The 16898-nt window shown below is 45.9% G+C and carries 13 protein-coding genes and 1 other annotated feature (1 of these 14 only partly in view); all 13 genes read right to left on the bottom strand.

Going from position 1 to position 16898, the window contains the following annotated elements:
• The 13 genes from RWO08_RS00170 to leuS all read right to left on the bottom strand — a co-directional run bounded on the left by RWO08_RS00170 (position 1) and on the right by leuS (position 16639).
• Positions 1-282: a DUF6110 family protein gene (locus RWO08_RS00170; protein WP_023391164.1), complete on the bottom strand. Its 282-nt coding sequence runs from the start codon at positions 280-282 to the stop codon at positions 1-3.
• A gap of 231 nt (positions 283-513) precedes the next feature.
• Positions 514-1995: a glycoside hydrolase family 32 protein gene (locus RWO08_RS00165; RefSeq protein WP_314210959.1), complete on the bottom strand. Its 1482-nt coding sequence runs from the start codon at positions 1993-1995 to the stop codon at positions 514-516.
• Between the two features lie 15 nt (positions 1996-2010).
• Complete coding sequence (locus tag RWO08_RS00160) at positions 2011-2856, bottom strand: carbohydrate ABC transporter permease (protein WP_268442065.1); 846 nt, start codon at positions 2854-2856, stop codon at positions 2011-2013.
• Between the two features lies 1 nt (position 2857).
• Positions 2858-3736, bottom strand: coding sequence for a carbohydrate ABC transporter permease (locus RWO08_RS00155; protein ID WP_070756527.1), 879 nt, complete (start codon positions 3734-3736; stop codon positions 2858-2860).
• Between the two features lie 62 nt (positions 3737-3798).
• Positions 3799-5109, bottom strand: a complete 1311-nt coding sequence (locus tag RWO08_RS00150) for a sugar ABC transporter substrate-binding protein (RefSeq protein ID WP_314210958.1) — start codon at positions 5107-5109, stop codon at positions 3799-3801.
• A 155-nt stretch (positions 5110-5264) separates the two neighbouring features.
• A complete protein-coding gene (locus tag RWO08_RS00145; protein WP_291428748.1) occupies positions 5265-6275 on the bottom strand; it encodes a LacI family DNA-binding transcriptional regulator in 1011 nt (336 codons plus the stop codon).
• A 191-nt stretch (positions 6276-6466) separates the two neighbouring features.
• Positions 6467-6943 (bottom strand): thermonuclease family protein, encoded by a 477-nt coding sequence (locus RWO08_RS00140; RefSeq protein ID WP_314210957.1) that lies wholly within the window; start codon positions 6941-6943, stop codon positions 6467-6469.
• 65 nt (positions 6944-7008) lie between these two features.
• Positions 7009-7746 (bottom strand): excalibur calcium-binding domain-containing protein, encoded by a 738-nt coding sequence (locus RWO08_RS00135; RefSeq protein ID WP_314210956.1) that lies wholly within the window; start codon positions 7744-7746, stop codon positions 7009-7011.
• A 185-nt stretch (positions 7747-7931) separates the two neighbouring features.
• A complete protein-coding gene (locus tag RWO08_RS00130) occupies positions 7932-8699 on the bottom strand; it encodes an RNA methyltransferase (protein WP_291454869.1) in 768 nt (255 codons plus the stop codon).
• A gap of 8 nt (positions 8700-8707) precedes the next feature.
• Positions 8708-10117, bottom strand: coding sequence for a dipeptidase PepV (gene pepV, locus RWO08_RS00125; protein WP_314210955.1), 1410 nt, complete (start codon positions 10115-10117; stop codon positions 8708-8710).
• 18 nt (positions 10118-10135) lie between these two features.
• Entirely contained in the window at positions 10136-10867 is a 732-nt protein-coding gene (locus RWO08_RS00120; RefSeq protein WP_291428741.1) for a pseudouridine synthase, read from the bottom strand.
• Positions 10864-14217 carry a polysaccharide biosynthesis protein gene (locus tag RWO08_RS00115; protein WP_314210954.1) on the bottom strand — a complete coding sequence of 1118 codons (3354 nt, stop codon included), beginning with the start codon at positions 14215-14217 and terminating at the stop codon, positions 10864-10866. The genes RWO08_RS00120 and RWO08_RS00115 overlap by 4 nt, the downstream gene beginning before the upstream one ends.
• A 13-nt stretch (positions 14218-14230) precedes the next feature.
• Positions 14231-16639: a leucine--tRNA ligase gene (leuS, locus tag RWO08_RS00110; protein ID WP_314210953.1), complete on the bottom strand. Its 2409-nt coding sequence runs from the start codon at positions 16637-16639 to the stop codon at positions 14231-14233.
• Between the two features lie 62 nt (positions 16640-16701).
• Positions 16702-16898 (bottom strand) — a binding site (T-box leader) (it continues 5 nt past the right edge of the window).

The following is a 16898-nucleotide window of genomic DNA, read 5'->3' as shown; positions in this document are numbered from 1 at the left end:
TTATTCACCCTCTAATGATGCGAGTTGATCTGCTGTTTTCTCTGCTTGATAGAGATCCTTAGCGTCAGCTACTATGTCGTCCGCATGTTGCTTGACGGCAGAAACCATGCTGTCGATACCGTCTTTAGCCTTGTAGGTTTTGGCTAAGACAGTCGCATAACCTTTTTTAGCTTCTTTGCTTGTCAACAATTTGAGTCCAAGCGTCCCAAAAGCGACGCCACTTAGAAAAACACTCGGTACTTTAGAAATGCCTTTTAAGACTTTTAATGCATTTAATGACATAAAAATAACCCCCTATAATTTTGCTATGGAATTATTATATCACACCTACTCTTATGTCTGGTTACATTTTGATTACAAGAATAAGGGGGACCTAAATTGCCTGCTAGCGTCGTAAAAAACAGACTGAATTTGATTCACTCTACCTATGAAGATTTCCCTGTTTTTTTTGGGCCACCCCTCAAGACATGCAAAAGGCTGGAACTTACACATTTCCAGCCTTTTCTTATAGTTTTATATGAGACTATAGTTGGTCAATTTCTCAACTTTTACTAGCTGACTTGACACTAAGCCTATGCCTGTTCCAAGCCCCTCAGCATAAAAAGTGAAAGACATGACTTGTTTTTTGTTAACAAAAACCTCAATGGACGAAGTATCGCGAACAATTTCCAGTTCCAGGCGATAAGGGGTATCGCTCCAAATATCAAGCAGACGACTATCTAGATAAGGCTCTTCTTTACCGATAATTTGATGGCCTACCCCATCTCGTTTGACAGTCAAGAGAGCTTGATCTGCTTGCCAGGTTAAGCTGAGGCCTTCCGGATGATCGGGTTTACCACCATAATGCAGTTGGAAGACAGCACCAGGAACGGCTTCTAAATTCAATTTTAAGACTTGTTGGGACTTAGCCCAATCGGATAGGTAGAACTCTTGGCCAGGCTCTAATTGTCCTTGCCAGGCCTTACCCTCGCTAAATTGCGCTAGTACTGAGCTTGGAATTGACTGACACAATCGATTATCCAAAACTCGCACCTGTCTTGGCAAGCTCATCGCTCCAGCCCAACCATCACCAAGTTCATGGGATGGAATGTTACGTTGCCACATCTGCATCCAAGCTACCATGATACGTTCATTTTCTGAGTTCAGACAAGTTTGAGGTGCATAGAAATCTAAGCCGCCATCGATTTCATGCTGATTTTCTACCTGGAAGCGGCCAGTATTCCAGTCCATTTGACCGATATAGGCGACAGTGGAATTCAGATTCCAATAGGCATTGCCATTTCGCTCACGCTCAATCGGCGACATAATTAGTACCCATTTGCCGTCTAGCGGGAAAAGATCCGGACATTCCCACATGACGCCATGTCCGGCCTGCCCTTCAAGCAAAACAGACTTAAAGTCCCAATCAAAACCATTTGCGGATTCGAAGAGCAGAATCTGACCGCGATGATCAACGGTCTTGGAGGCAATTACTGAGTAATAGCGACCATTGTGTTGCAAAATTTTAGGGTCGCGGAAATCAGCAATGTCAGCCACACCTTCAATATGCTTATGTGCAATGACAGGATTGCCCTCGTATTTACGGAAGTTAATTCCATCATCAGAAACCGCCAAACATTGCGTCTGAGTCACCTGCCCCTGCTGGTCGACATGGCCGGTATACATTAAGACCAATTGACCATCAATAACCAAAGCACTACCTGAGAAGCATCCTGATTGATCATAGGCTTCGCTAGGTGCTAAGGCAACTGGAAGATCTTCCCAGTGCGTTAAATCTTTGCTACGTGCGTGACCCCAATGCATAGGTCCCCAGACGCTATCATAGGGATAGAATTGATAGAAAAGATGATAATATCCTTCATAGTAGATAAAACCATTGGGATCATTCATCCAGCCAACAGGAGGCATGAGATGATAGCTCTGACGAAAACGTGGATTTACTTGTGCTGAGTGTTGGGCAATGTAGGCATTAGCCCGTGAGAGTTGTTCTTGCATTTGGTCACCTACTTACTATTTAATCCCGGTCCCGGAACCACCCAGGCCTTGAAGAATATATTTTTGAGCTACAATATAGACGAGAATCAGAGGAATCGTTGAGATGGTCAGCACGGCCATCACTTGGTTAATATAAACAGGTTGCGTGGTATTAATGGTCGTAATCGCCACCTGCATTGAAAACTTGGAAGAATCTGTTAAGACCATCAGTGGCCAGATATAGTCGTTCCAGCTAGAGATAAAGGACAGCACGCCGACTGTTGCGATTGCTGGCTTAGACATTGGCAACATGATGCGGAAGAAAATCCGAACAATCCCTGCCCCGTCTATCCGCGCAGACTCAATAATTTCCTCCGGAATGGCGATGAAAAAGTTGCGGAAGAGATAGATATTGAAGACGCTCGCTAGACCTGGAATGATGACCGCCAAACGGCTATTCACGAGTCCTAGGGCATTAATAATGGTGAACTGCGGGATCAACATCATTTCGCCAGGAATAATGAGTAAGGCCAGAAGAAATCCGAAGAGCCACTTCTTACCTGTGAAATTAATACGGGCAAAGGCAAAGCCGGCCAAGGAATTGATTAAGATAGAGCCTACTGCAAAGGTTACAGCGTAGAAAACACTGTTAGCCATGTAGGTCACAATACTGAAGCGTTGAAGGACTTCTTCATAAGTCTTAAACCAGTTGGCTGGATTGAGACTTGGTAAAAAGGCTTCCCAGCCTTTTAAGTTCTTATAGACATCAGCCTCTGGCTTCATAGACGAGACCACCATCCAAATCATAGGAAAGAGGAAGAGGCCAGCCAGCAAAATCAGGAGAATATATTCAAGCAAGCTTCTTGGTTTCAAGCGTTTCATCCTATTCATCCTCCTTCAAGACCCGGCGTTGCACCAGGGAAATAACCCCAATTAAGGTTGTAAAGACCAGGGCAATGGAACTAGAGTACCCTACCAAACGGTCTGTGAAACCTTTGCGGTAAATGTAGTAAACCATGGTAATGGTAGAGTTGGCCGGGCCACCCTGTGTCATAACCATTGGTTGGACCAATAGCTTAAAGGCCGAAATCAAGGTCGTCAAGAGGACGAACAAGGCCGTTGGCTTGAGCAGCGGCATGGTAATATAGCGGAATTGATTCCACTTGCTAATGCCGTCGATTTCTGCTGCTTCATAAACATCTTGCGGGATATTCTGTAAGCCACCTAAGAAGAGCAACATCTGATAACCGGCCCCTTGCCAGGCAGATACAAAGACGATGGCATACATGGCTTGTTTAGGGCTAGTCAGGAATGGTTGCTTGGCAATGCCTACTTTTTCCAAGAGAGCATTCAAAAGCCCATTATTAGGATTCAAGAGGTATAGCCATAGAATGGAAATAACGACCAGGGACATGACAACCGGTGCAAAAAAAGCCACCTTAAAAAAGATATTCCCCTTCCGCTTCTTATTGACAATAAGAGCCATCCCTAGGGCTGCACCCAGTTGAACTGGGATAATCCAGACGACGAATTGCACAGTGTTCCAAAAACTCTTAATAAAAGTTTTATCCTTGGCTAGGCGGAAGAAATTATCCAACCCGATAAATTTACGTTCGTCTGGTGCTAGCATATAGTAATCTGTGAAAGCATAGTAGATGACCATACCCACTGGAATGATTAGGAAAATAAATAGTAATATCAAGGCTGGTGACAGAAAACCATAGCCTAAGAGATTTTCTTTGAATTTCTTTTTCTTGTTCATGTCAGACTCCTCTTTCTTCAAAGAAGGCAGATAGCCCCTAGCGGAACTACCTGCCCAAGGTCTTATTGATTGAGCGCTTCGTCAATCGCAATTTGCATTTCTTCTGCACGTTGATCCAAGACTTGTTGCACGTCTGGATTTTCTTCATAGTAACTAATATCTTGCATAGCTTGTTGGAAAGCACGAGATACTTGTGGGTAAGCGACCACTACTGGACGAGCGTGGGCGGTCGCAGCATTTTGTTCCATCAAGAAGCGCATTGGCTCAGATACCTTGTCTTTGATATTCGCAATGGTGGTCTTACGGATTGGCAGAACGCTGTTGCCTAGGCTAATGATTTCACTAGACTCGGTGTTGGTTGCAAACTTAATGAATTCAGCTGCACCTTCTTTTTGTTCTGACTTTTCCGTCACAGCTAATTGCCAGCTACCAGATGGGGAAACTAATTTCTTAGTAGTATTAGATACTGGGTAAGGCAGGATACCATATTCAATGTCTTTATAGTTTTCATTTAAGTCATTAATGGTCCAAGATCCGCTTAAGAGCATTGGGTAAACGCCTGTTTCAAAGCCTTTTTCAACTGGGCTAATCGTGGTGTAACCTTCTTTGACTAAATCTTGAATGAATTGAACGGCCTCAACACTTTCCTTACTGTTGAAGTAACCTTGTGCCTTAGTCCCGTCTTCATTCACAACAGTCCCACCATTTGACCAGAGTAATGGCATATATGCATATGGCAGCATTTCGTCCATAGAATTGAGGCGGAAGTCAATTGCTGGTTGTTTTAAGTGGTCTGTCAACTTCTTGCTGATTGCCTTAAATTCGTCCCAAGTCCATGGTTTTTGCAGAGTAGGAAGTTCTGAATCTTCAATCCCAGCTTCCTTGAACATTTTCTTGTTGTAATAAATCCCTACGTTGGATTCAGAGAAACCAAAGGCATAGAATTTACCATCATAGGTCCCTTGTTGTTTAATGGAATCAAGTACATCATCCATATTAGCGTCAGCTAAGTAGTCATCCAATGGCGCAATCACCTTAGACTTAGCATAGGCTGCTGTGTTTGGTCCATCTAAAGTAATAACGTCTGGCAAGGTGTTAGTGGTAATACCCGCGTTGACCTTGTCTTCATAACCACCACCAGAACCACTACGAGGAATGTATTCTGTTGTTACTTGGTACTTTCCATCGTACTTCTTGTTGAAGTTTTCTACGACTTTTGCCCAAGCCTTCCCTTCTGCGGTCTCATCTGAAAACTGTACCCAAACCTTGATGTCTTGGCCGGCAGCATGGGCTACGGGGGTTGGCGCCATTGCTCCTGCTAAGAAGCTCATCGATAAAGTGGTCAGAGCAGATAAGATGAATCCTTTTTTCATGTTGTTTCCTCCTTTTTGAAACGTTTCAATTCTTTTTTAAAAGTCAAGCCCACGGCAGGATAATGGGTCTAGCTGGGGCTCGGGATTTGAAACGTTTCAATTTATACCTTAATAATAATACCGCTTTCACGGCTTGTCAAGAGATTTTTAGAAATTCAATCCAATTTTTTTCGCGTGGTGCCTCCTTCACGAAAATGTACTGGCAAGATAACGCGATGACTACTAGGTTGAACTTGACCTTTAATCAGGGTCATCAAGAGTTCCACCGCAGCAATGGCCATCTGATCAATAGGCTGGGCAATGGTTGAGAGGAGATAGTCTTGACCTTCTGCCGTCTTCAGTCCATCAAAACCAATCAGCTGATAATCCTCTGGACAAGACTTACCAAATGCCTGCATGACCTTCATCACATGAAGGGCCATAAAATCATTAACGGTAAAGAAACCATCTAATTCGGTATTTTCTTCGACAAAAGCCCGGATAAGGCTTTCCACATCTTCAATAGGTTCTGGCATATCTAGCTTAGCAACGCAGTAACCTCGCTTAGCAGCGTAATCATAGAAACCCGCCTTGCGCAATACTGTCTCATTCTCATGGATATTGGTACCGCCAATATAAGCAAGCTGCTTAGCGCCTCGTTCTAGAAGCTCCTTGGCCGCCAGTTGCCCACCCTCATAGTTTTCTGCGGTGACATAATAGACATTCTCGGAGAAGTGCCGGTCGATGCTAACAAAAGGAAGAGAAGACAAAATATACTTATCGATGTCAGAGTAAGTAATGCCAATAATGCCATCCACCTTGTTCTTCTTTAGCATTTCAATGTACTCGATCTCATTACTCGCATCACCATCTGCATTACAAATCAGGAGCTTATAGTGATGCTGCTGCAACTCCTTCTCTACATGATAGGCGAACTGCGAGAAAAATGGATGCCAAATGGTTGGCACAATCAGTGCCACAATATTGCTGCGATTGGTTTTGAGCCCACGGGCATATTCATCGGGCTGATAGTTTAATTCGCGTATTGCCGTCTGGACCTTCTCATAGGTTGAATCCTTAACTCGAAAGCCATTGACCACACGAGAAACCGTCCCTAGACCAACGCCAGCCCGCTCCGCCACATCTTTCATGGTCGCTTTGGCTGAGAATTGATTAGCATCTTTCATAGTATCACCTCTTACTTCTTAATCTTACCATGAAATGTAGCGTTTTCAAGTATCATTCAATTTGTCTTTGAATTTTCGTTAACTTGCCCAAATTCCTATGCAAGACGAAAAGACTGGAAACAAGCTCCAGTCTTTTCCTATAAATTAATTACCAATTAGTTTTTAACTTAAACTCACACGCACTACGCCCATCACCTTTCAGACCCATACAATGACCATAGACCAACTTTAGCTTCTTTGGCTTCTTTTTGCGATGCCTCTAAATAATTCAAATAACGCGTATTAGGTGGGTAAACATAAGCAACTTGAGCTAGACCCTCACTCACTAAGATTTCTTGGACAAGTTGCCCATCAATCCAAACATAAATTAAATCACGTTGATACCTATCTTTGTGCATTCCAATATCATATTCAACTTCAATTTTGTGAGCCTGTTGAAGCAAGTGCTGAAATCTCTGTTTGGCCTCAAGTCCATATGGCTGTTGGCCCAGTCGAGGATGATGTAGCTCGGGAGTATCGATCAGTAACAAGCGCGCTTTAATCGACTTACCGGAGCCTAGGTCAAAATAGGCAGTATCTCCGTCGACTACCTGGTATGCATTTACTGCTTCAAGTAATTTGGGATTTATTGGCTTAGCCTGTAGGTTAGGTGCAGCTTGAGCTATCATTCCTACTGGTCGGCCACCTAAACAGATAGTCACTAATGCTAATAGAAGTATAAACAGTGCCCGTCTCATCGTTCACAACCGATACCGTCTCCATCACGATCAAACTTCGGATCCCATCCTGGATCACCTGGCCGGATAGGTGCAGCACCAGCAGCCTTGACTTCCTTACAGTTCTTATAGAAAACTGAAGGCTGAGTAGGAGCAGAAGCCGGCGCTTGAGCCTGACTAGCACTCAAGTCCTTGCGAACTGGATCATCGGAAAACACCCCGCTCTGAGACCAGATTTTGCTACTGGATTGCTTAGCATAGTCTTCAGATTCCCGCATGACTTTAAGATAAGGTTCATCCGCTGACTGAATATAGTCCACCCGCGCTAATCCTTCCGTAACTAAAGCTTCCTGAAGCAAGATATCATCCGCCCACAGAAAAAGTGTGGATTTACCGTCAATTTTCTGTTCTGCTCCTCCCGAATCTTCTACATTTAGTGTGTCAGCCTCCCCAAGCAAACTTTCTAAACGTTCTTTTGCTTCTTTAGCAAAAGGCTTGTTCCCTTTCATTTCGGGCGCATTAACCATTGCTAAATGCGCTTCATAACTTGAATCATCAGGGAGAGTAACCCTGATTAAGTCACCTTCTAAGACCTCAATAGACTTTACTTTGGTGACTTTTCTGTCTCCCGTTTGCTGAGCCAAAACTTTATATCCCAAACTATCTTGACTAACCTTAGCGGATACATCTGCACTTAGAGTGCTACCGGCGCATAACAATAGAAACGATGCGCTAATATAGACTGACTTTTTCATTGCACACACTTCCCTCTCATTTTTTCACGCAACACAGAACAATTCTTACTATTAAATAGTATAATCATCCACAAACATCATTCTAGCACTCTCCGCTTCATCTGCAATAGGTATCATTTAAAAAAACAAAACCGATAAGTTTCACCCTAGTTTTTACTCAAAAAAAGCAGGCCTAGGCCTGCTTTTTACGCTTGAAAATAAAACATTAGAATGCCACCAGCAACTGCCACATTGAGTGACTCAGCCTGACCTGGCATAGGAATGTAGATAGTCTGGTCAGCTACTTGAATAACTGCTTCAGAGACTCCTTGTCCTTCGTTGCCCAGCACTAAGGCTAGCTTCTGATTGGCTGGTACCTCTTGATAGGCTTGCGCCCCCTGGTGAAGGGCCGTCACAAACCAAGGAATACCAGCGGCTTCAAAGGCTGGACGGGCCTCCTGTAAGAGATCCAAACTGACGACCTCCAGGTGCCAAAGTGAACCTTGGCTCGCTCTAAGGACTTTGTCATTGTAGACATCTACTGTGCCTTTACCTAGAATGACCCCATCATAAGCTGCTGCATCTGCTGTGCGAATCAGGGTTCCCAGGTTACCTGGATCTTGCACCGCATCCAAAATCAGATAGCGTTGACCAGAGGGCTGCCAACCAAGGGGCGATGACGGTAAGTCTATAACCGCCATAATTCCTTGGGGTGTAGGCGTCTCGCTCAGGTCCTTCAAGAGCTCAGGACTAACCAAAAGAAGTGGCAGACTATGGGCCTGATTGGGTAACTGGCTCAAATCATAATCCGGTGTAGCCACCAAATGACGGACATTTTGCCCTGACTTAAGGGCCTCTTCTACCAGATGAGTCCCCTCAATCAGGTACTGCTCCGCCTTCTGGCGCCCTTTAGCAGTAGCTAGTTTCTTCCAGGCCTTAATCTTAGGATTTTGCTTGGACTGAATAACTTCCATGGCAAGACCTAGCGTGTAATACGGTAGATAGCTTCAGCATAAATAGCTGTTGCCTTAAGTAAGTCATCAATCGCGATAAATTCATTGGCTTGGTGCATCGTGTCAATCGAATCTGGGAACAAAGCACCGTAGGCTACCCCACGTGGCATCAGGCGGCCATAGGTACCGCCACCGATGGTCATTTCATGCCCTTCAAGGCCCGTTTGTTCTTCATAGACTGCTAGCAATTCCTTAACCATTGGGTCATCAACTGACACATAGTGTGGTTCCTTGAACTCACCCCACTCAACACTTAACTCATGGCCAGCCAAACGTTGAGCAGTTTGAGCAGCCATTTTTTCTGGATCAGTGCCTTTTGGATAACGGAAGTTGGCTACAATGCTACCACCTTTGTCATCTCGGTAGTTAACCAAGCCCACGTTCATGGTCAATTCTTGCATGACAGGATCACGGTGAGCCACGCCTAAGTTAACCCCTTCAAAGTCTTGGTGCAGATGGTCCGCTAAAAGATGAAGGAAGCTCTCTGCACCTGCTCGATCAAATTCAAAACGGTGAAGGTACTTAGCCAAGAAGGTCGCTGCATTGACCCCTTTGCTTGGCGTCGAACCGTGGGCTGCCTTCCCAATCAAGGAGAAGGTCGCTTGGTTGCCTTGCAGTTGCACTTGGCCACCTAATTGATGTTCTAAAAGGAAGGACTCAAAGTCCACCACTAGCTCTGCTAAATTAGCACTTTCTACAACAGCCGTCGCATCTTGAGGTACCATGTTTTCACGCAAGCCTGCTTCAAAACTAACTAAGTGGTTAGCTCCAGCCGCCTCAGCCCCTGCTTGGAAATTAAAAGTCGCTGACACGTTGCCTTTCTCCCCGTTAATGATTGGGAAAATAGCATCTGGTGAGAAGCCATAGTCTGGCATTTCAGCATGCTTGAAGTAGTAATCCATACATTGCCAGCCACTCTCTTCGTCGGTCCCGACAATTAAGTGGAGACGTTGGTTAAGTTCTAGCCCTAATTCACGTAAGAGTTTGAGCGCGAAGTAAGCTGCCACTGTTGGCCCCTTGTCATCGCTAGAGCCACGAGCATAGATACGGCCATCTTTTACTACTGGTTCAAAAGGATCGGTATCCCAGCCAGTTCCTACGGGTACCACATCGACGTGACCCAGAATACCAACTAGCTGATCACCTGATCCAACTTCTACACGTCCAGCCCAAGGGCCAAACTGCTTAGTCTCAAAGCCATCTTCTTGTGCCATGTTGAGAAATTCTTCTAAGGCCGCCTTAGGTCCAGGCCCTACTGGCGCCTCTGGCATTGCCTTATCGTCTTCACGAACAGATGGCACCTTCAATAAACGGAATAAATCTGCGAAGAGCGCCTCTTTACGCGCTTCGACTTCTTGTAACCAATTAATCTTTGTCATAGTCTACCTCCTAAATACTTACTCTGCCACATAACCATAAGGCTCTAGAGCTTGCGCCTCTTGCTCAGTCAAAGAGCGCCACTGGCCAATGGCTAAATCTGAATCTAAGCGCAAGGGTCCCATGGCCAAGCGATGGAGGGTCAGAACCTCCTTGCCGACGGCTTGGAACATACGCTTCACTTGATGGAATTTACCTTCCTGGATAATGACCTGAATTTGACTGGTGCCTTGATCCACATCTTGACTTAAAACGGTCAAGTCTGCAGGCAAGCTAGTAAAATCACCTAAGTCCAGCCCCGCCTCAAAGGCCGCGATATCCGCCTGGTCCACCAAACCTCGAATGGTGGCAGTATAGGTTTTATCCACTTTCTTCTTAGGCGACAAAAGCTGGTGGGCAAGCTGCCCATTATTGGTGAGTAGCAAAAGCCCCGTTGTATCAATATCCAAACGTCCCACAGGGAAGAGGTCCAAATGCTGGTAGCCCTCCCCTAGCCAGTCAATCACGGTCTGATGGCGCGCATCTTCCGTGGCAGACAAAATACCCGCCGGTTTGTTAAGTAAATAATAGTGATATCGCTGATAGGGGACCGCTTGGCCCCCTACAGCAACGCGGTCGCTGCCGGGCGTCACTTGCGTGCCGCCCTTGCTGCAAACCTGATCATTTATGGTGACGATTTTTTGGGCTAGCAATTGCTTGATGTCTTTCCGACTGCCCCAGCCCGTATCTGCCAAATATTTCTCAATTCTCATGAGAAGAACCTCATCTTATCTTGCAGGTCTTTCTTACGCGAACCGAAGAGGATTGGTAAGAGACCAAATAAGGCCATCACTGTCATGTAGACGAAGACACCTACCAAGACAACCAAGATTACCTTGACGAAAGTCATGCCTCGTCCAACTGGCCCCATGAGGCCGTTCAAGACTTGGGCCCAGATGCTGGTGCTAACGCCCATCAGCGCTGTCCCGACTAGCATCTTAACAAGTTTTGGTGTCATCTCGCTATAGCGTAAAGGTACCGACTTGTGGATGGTCCGCCACATGAGCAAGGAAGACACCAAAAAGGCAAGGCCTGTCGATAGGAAGGTTCCTTGTGCTTGGAAGAGAGCCACAAGTGGGAATTGCAGGACAACTTTGACGACTAAACCAATCAAGAGATGCCAAATGGAGAGACGACGGAAGTTCATTGCCTGCAGAATAGTCGATAGAATGGTGTAGAGTCCTAAAACAATCGACATGTAGGAGGCCGTCACTAGAAGGCCAGGCCCCGATTGACTCCCATTAGCATAAAAGAGTTGGTAAACTTCAGTAGGAATGCTTGCCATACCAACTGCGGCTGGCAACATCACAAAGCTGAAGAGCAAGATAACGTGCTGAATTAAGTCACCCGTTCCTTCCTTGTCCTGTTCAGCAAAGCGTTTGGTGATTGCTGGCAGAGAAGACAGGGAAATCCCAATAGCCAAGGAGATGATAATCATAATCAGCTTGTTGACGTCTAGACTTAGCACCCCATAGAGTTCCGCGATTTCGCTACGCAAGAGGCTAGATGTGTAGCCCATAATCTGACCGAAGGTATAGGTATCGATGTTTTGTGCGATAATAATACCGGATCCTACCAGGATGAAAGGAACAGAGTCTATAAGCATAATCCGCAGGGTTTTCATTAAATCGAATTCCTCACGGGATTGGTCAGTCTCAATCAAAGCCTTAATCATCGGCAGACGACGAAGATAAACGAAAATCAAGTAGACCAGAGACACTGCCGCCCCGATAAAGGCCGCAAAGGTCGAATGGATAACTGCCGTTGTCGCTGCCCCATTGAAGAGCTTCATGACAGCATAAGTTGCTGCCAACATATAAAAGACGCGGGCAATTTGTTCCAGAATTTGGGAGACTGCCGTTGGCACCATGTTGTTGTAGCCTTGGAAATAGCCCCGCAAGAGGCTCATCACCGGCAAGATAACTAGTGGTGGTACTAAGGAACGAATAACCAAAGTGGCTGCTGCATGGTCAATGGTTGGCGTAGCTGCAGCTAAGGCTGGCGCTACGAAGAAGAGCGCCGTGGCCGTAACCAAGCCCATTAAACTCATGACAATCATACTTGCCTTAAAGAGTTGGTCTGCAAAACGGTATTGCTTTTTGGAGTGATAGTAGGCCATCTGTTTAGCAATGGCACTTGGGAAACCTGCCGTCCCAATAGCTAGGAAAAGCGCATAAGGCTGGTAACCCGCACTATATAGGGTATTGGCATTGAGGTAGTCAGCCCCTAGCCAAGCCGCCCAAGGAATGACATAGATGGCACCCAAAATCCGGGAGAAGATATTCCCGAAAGTCAGCCAAGTCGCCCCTTTGACGATGGATTGCTTTTCGTTAAGTTCAGCTTCAATAGTGATGTCATCTTCATTCAGGTATTCCTCTAGGACTTGGTCCGTCAAAATAGGCTCAGTAAAGACCTGAGTAGCCTGGCTAACATGGTCACTATAGGCCTGAATGGCTTCTGGCGTAATCGCCTGGGTGTCCGTTAAGTCAAAGGCTAGTTGTTGGCCTAAAGATGGGCTTTCAGGACTGGCGGTCTGAGGTCTTTCCGTCGGACGCGCCGCTTGAGGCTCCGGGTGGCCGGCCACCGCCTCTTCTTCTAGTTCCAAATCAAAATCTGAACTAGGGGAGCTATCAGAGTCGGTTTCAAGTTCTGAGGCGTCATGTTCAGCCTCTGGCTCTACTTCTTGCTCCGAAGCTGTTTGACTGGCACCACCTTGACTATCATCTTCATCATGGTCAGAGTCTGACTCATCAGAAGGGTGACTTGTTTGGGAATCCTCTTGAGTCGTTGCTTCTGGCTCGGACTCCTCTTCTTCCTTAGGTTCGCCTTCTTGAATCCAACGCACTAGACGTTGCCAAAGGTTAAGTTTTGGCTCAGCTGCTTCCTCTTCTTGAGGCTCTTGCTCAGTCACTTGATCTGAGTCTAAGCTTTCATCATCTGAGGATTCTGAGTTATCTCCTTGCTTCTCCATATCTAAGACAGATACTGGAGCCCATTGGTTGTCATCGTCACTCTTGTCCTCTTGTGAAGCTAAATCGGCTTCTTCTTCCAATTCAACAGGAGCTAGCAGATTAAGGTCTACACTTTCTTCTTCTGCCTCTTCTTGGGCTTGACCTTGATTTTCTGGGTCTTCCTGACTTGGCTCAGAACTTTCAGTTCCTTGGGAAGTCTCAACACTATCCAAGTTTGCTTCAACTGGCTCAGTAGGTTCAACTTCTGCCTCAGCTAATTCCACTTTTACATCGGTTAGTTCAAGTTCTGGTTCTGCTTGATTTTCAATCGGGGTAAGCTTGTCATTAACTTCCACCGCTACAGGCTCTTCAGCTAATTTGTCTTCTGGCGCAGCTGCCTCTTCCTTAGGTTTGAGGCTATTGACTCTTTGCGCGATACCTTGCCACCAGTTTTGCATCAGTCGCTCAATCTTGGTTGGGGTCAATTCTGGTGCCCCAAATTGGTCATAAGCATCCAAATCGTCTAAGTGATCTAAGCTATAGTGGGCTTCATAGACAGCGTCTAAATCTAAGCGAGGTAGCTTAAGCGATTTTGATGCTTTGGCTTCTGTCGGCTGAGGTTTTGGATGTTTTGGACGATAGATAAAAGGATTATAGTTTGGATCATCTTGTCCTTCTAAATCAAGATTACTTGTGGAGCTGCTTTCAGCACTCTCTAGCTCTAACTCTGGAAGATCAGCATCTAACTGGTCTTGTTCTTCCTCATCTTCATCTTGCTTAGTTGGCTCAGTCTCTTCTTCCCAGGCTGGCAAGTCATTGACTAACCAGTCTGCCTTATCCTTTGCTGGCTCACTAGGTGTTGGCTCGGCATCTGCTTGGAAGATGGGGTCTACATCAAATTGATCATCGTCTAGTTCCAAATCCAGGTCAGCTGGCAGATTGAGGTTAAAGTAATCGCCATCTTCTGGTTGCACATTAGGCCGACGTAGTTTCTTCATGTCTTCTTTGGAAAAGATGACGGTCTCATGCAAGTTTTGTTCTTCGGCCAACAAAGCCTGTAAATCCGGGCTTGGTGTGCCGCGCTCTAAATCGCGCTTGTCTCTTTCTGTCATCTGCATCGTCTCCTTAATTTGCTACGATATTGACTAATCGGTTAGGAATTGCTACCACTTTGCGTAGGGTCTTGCCTTCAAGTTGTGCTTGAATCTCTGGCAAGTTAAGAGCTAAATCACCTAAAGCATCTGCTGCCATATTGGCTTCTACCATGACCTTAGCCTTAATCTTCCCATTGATTTGAACCACGACTTCCACTTGATCTTCAATGGTCAAAGCTTCCTCATAGCTTGGCCAAGCGACATGCGAAATGCTGTCTTGGTGACCTAGCTTTTGCCAGATTTCCTCACTAATATGTGGAGCCAATGGCGCCAACAATTGAATCAAACCTTGGGCATAAGCTTTTGGAATGATGGCCTGGTCTTTCGTAGCATTGAGGAAAATCATCATTTGCGAAATTGCGGTATTGAAGTGGAGGATTTCATAGTCTTCCGTTACCTTCTTGACTGTTTGATGGTAGACACGTTCTAGGGCAGGGTTTTCAGCATCTTGGATTCGCTCACTGAGGCTACCGTCCTCTGACACATAGAGACGCCAAATCCGATCAAGGAAGCGACGAGTAGATTCCAAGCCGTTCTCACTCCAGGCAATCGAAGCATCCAATGGGCCCATGAACATTTCGTAGACACGTAGGGTATCTGCCCCGTATTGTTCTACCACATGGTCTGGATTGACCACATTGCCCTTGGACTTGGACATTTTGTTGCCGTCCGTCCCCAAAATCATGCCTTGGTTGAAGAGCTTCATGAATGGTTCCTTAGTTGGTACCACACCTAAGTCGTAGAGGAATTTATGCCAGAAACGGGCGTAAAGCAAGTGCAAGACAGCGTGTTCCGCCCCCCCAATATAGAGGTCAACTGGCAACCATTTGGCTAACTTGTCTGGATCTGCTAGGCGCTCTGAGTTCTGTGGGTCGATATAACGGAGATAGTACCAAGAACTTCCCGCCCATTGTGGCATGGTGTTAGTCTCACGGCGACCTTTACGCCCTGTCTCTGGATCCACTACGTTGACCCAATCTTCAATAGCAGCCAATGGTGATTCGCCCGTACCACTTGGTTGAATCTTATCGGTTACTGGCAGACGAAGTGGTAATTGATCCTCAGGCACTAGACTCATGCTGCCGTCTTCCCAATGAATCACTGGGATAGGCTCGCCCCAATAACGTTGACGTGAGAAGAGCCAGTCACGTAGACGATAGTTGACTTGTCGTTGGCCTTTACCCTTGGCTTCTAACCAATCAATCATGGTCGTAATAGCCTCCGCATTATGGAGACCGTTTAAAAAGTCAGAATGAATGTGTGGCCCGTCGCCTTCATAGCAACCAGACTCATTATGTTCAATTACGGACACAATTGGCAAATCGTACTTGCTAGCAAATTCGAAGTCCCGTTCGTCGTGGGCTGGTACCCCCATGACCGCCCCGGTCCCATAAGAAGCCAAGACATAGTCCGCAATCCAAATTGGTAAGGATTCACCAGTTACAGGATGTTTAACATAGCCCCCGGTGAAGACGCCAGATTTGTCTTTATTAAGAGAGGTCCGATCCATGTCGCTCTTAGTTGCCACTGCTTCGACATAGGCTTTTACCGCGGCTTCCTGTTCAGGGCTGGTGACTTTCGCCACTAACTCATGTTCAGGCGCCAAGACCACATATGTAGACCCGAAAAGGGTATCTGCGCGTGAGGTAAAGACTTGCACTTGATCAGGGTGCCCCACAATATCAAAGTTAATCAAAGCCCCTTCAGATTTACCAATCCAATTACGTTGCATCTCCTTAAGACTTTCAGGCCAGTCTAGAAGATCCAAATCTTCTAGTAGACGCTCTGCATAGGCTGTAATCTTGAGCATCCATTGTTTCATTGGCTTACGGTAAACAGGATGGCCTCCACGCTCGGATTTACCATCAATGACTTCTTCGTTAGCCAAGACGGTCCCTAAGGCGGGACACCAGTTAACGGCTACTTCAGCCTCATAGGCCAAGCCTTTTTCGTACATTTTAGAGAAAATCCATTGGGTCCATTTATAATAGTTAGGATCGGTCGTATTAACTTCTCGCTCCCAGTCATAGCTGAAACCAAGTGAATTGATTTGACGGCGGAAAGTTTCGATATTGGCAGCAGTAAAATCAGCTGGGTCATTACCAGTATCCAGTGCGTATTGTTCAGCAGGCAAACCAAAGGCATCCCAACCCATTGGGTGCAAGACATCATAGCCTTGTGCCCGTTTCATACGTGCCACGGCATCTGTTGCTGTATAGCCTTCTGGGTGCCCTACGTGCAAGCCCTGACCAGATGGATAAGGGAACATGTCTAGTGCATAGAACTTAGGATGCCCAGGACGCTCCTGAGTTTTAAAGGTTTGGTTTTGTCGCCAGTAGTTTTGCCATTTTTCTTCGATTGCCTTGTGATTATAGGTCATCACATAACCTCCCTGCATTTCTGATAAAAAAAGCCCTAGGTAAACCGTGTCAAACACAGTTCACATAGGGCGAAATTTTCGCGGTACCACCTAATTTAAGCTAGAATAGCTTATCTCTAGCCTTAACGCGGCGGACGTCTAGTCTTACTGAAGATTCAGACTAGCTTCAATTGGATGAGTTCAGTAGCACTTCCGGCTTATTTCCACCACCCATAAGCTCTCTATAGCAGTTGTACCGCCTACTAATTCCAATATTGAA

This window comes from uncultured Abiotrophia sp., assembly GCF_963520105.1.
Taxonomy (GTDB): Bacteria; Bacillota; Bacilli; order Lactobacillales; family Aerococcaceae; genus Abiotrophia.
This window is presented reverse-complemented; position numbering and strand designations above follow the sequence as displayed.

Excerpts from the sequence above, each read along its gene's own strand:
- RWO08_RS00170 (WP_023391164.1), bottom strand. The coding sequence starts at position 282 with ATGTCATTAAATGCATTAAAAGTCTTAAAAGGCATTTCTAAAGTACCG.
- RWO08_RS00165 (WP_314210959.1), bottom strand. The coding sequence starts at position 1,995 with ATGCAAGAACAACTCTCACGGGCTAATGCCTACATTGCCCAACACTCA.
- RWO08_RS00160 (WP_268442065.1), bottom strand. The coding sequence starts at position 2,856 with ATGAAACGCTTGAAACCAAGAAGCTTGCTTGAATATATTCTCCTGATT.
- RWO08_RS00155 (WP_070756527.1), bottom strand. The coding sequence starts at position 3,736 with ATGAACAAGAAAAAGAAATTCAAAGAAAATCTCTTAGGCTATGGTTTT.
- RWO08_RS00150 (WP_314210958.1), bottom strand. The coding sequence starts at position 5,109 with ATGAAAAAAGGATTCATCTTATCTGCTCTGACCACTTTATCGATGAGC.
- RWO08_RS00145 (WP_291428748.1), bottom strand. The coding sequence starts at position 6,275 with ATGAAAGATGCTAATCAATTCTCAGCCAAAGCGACCATGAAAGATGTG.
- RWO08_RS00140 (WP_314210957.1), bottom strand. The coding sequence starts at position 6,943 with ATGATAGCTCAAGCTGCACCTAACCTACAGGCTAAGCCAATAAATCCC.
- RWO08_RS00135 (WP_314210956.1), bottom strand. The coding sequence starts at position 7,746 with ATGAAAAAGTCAGTCTATATTAGCGCATCGTTTCTATTGTTATGCGCC.
- RWO08_RS00130 (WP_291454869.1), bottom strand. The coding sequence starts at position 8,699 with ATGGAAGTTATTCAGTCCAAGCAAAATCCTAAGATTAAGGCCTGGAAG.
- pepV (WP_314210955.1), bottom strand. The coding sequence starts at position 10,117 with ATGACAAAGATTAATTGGTTACAAGAAGTCGAAGCGCGTAAAGAGGCG.
- RWO08_RS00120 (WP_291428741.1), bottom strand. The coding sequence starts at position 10,867 with ATGAGAATTGAGAAATATTTGGCAGATACGGGCTGGGGCAGTCGGAAA.
- RWO08_RS00115 (WP_314210954.1), bottom strand. The coding sequence starts at position 14,217 with ATGACAGAAAGAGACAAGCGCGATTTAGAGCGCGGCACACCAAGCCCG.
- leuS (WP_314210953.1), bottom strand. The coding sequence starts at position 16,639 with ATGACCTATAATCACAAGGCAATCGAAGAAAAATGGCAAAACTACTGG.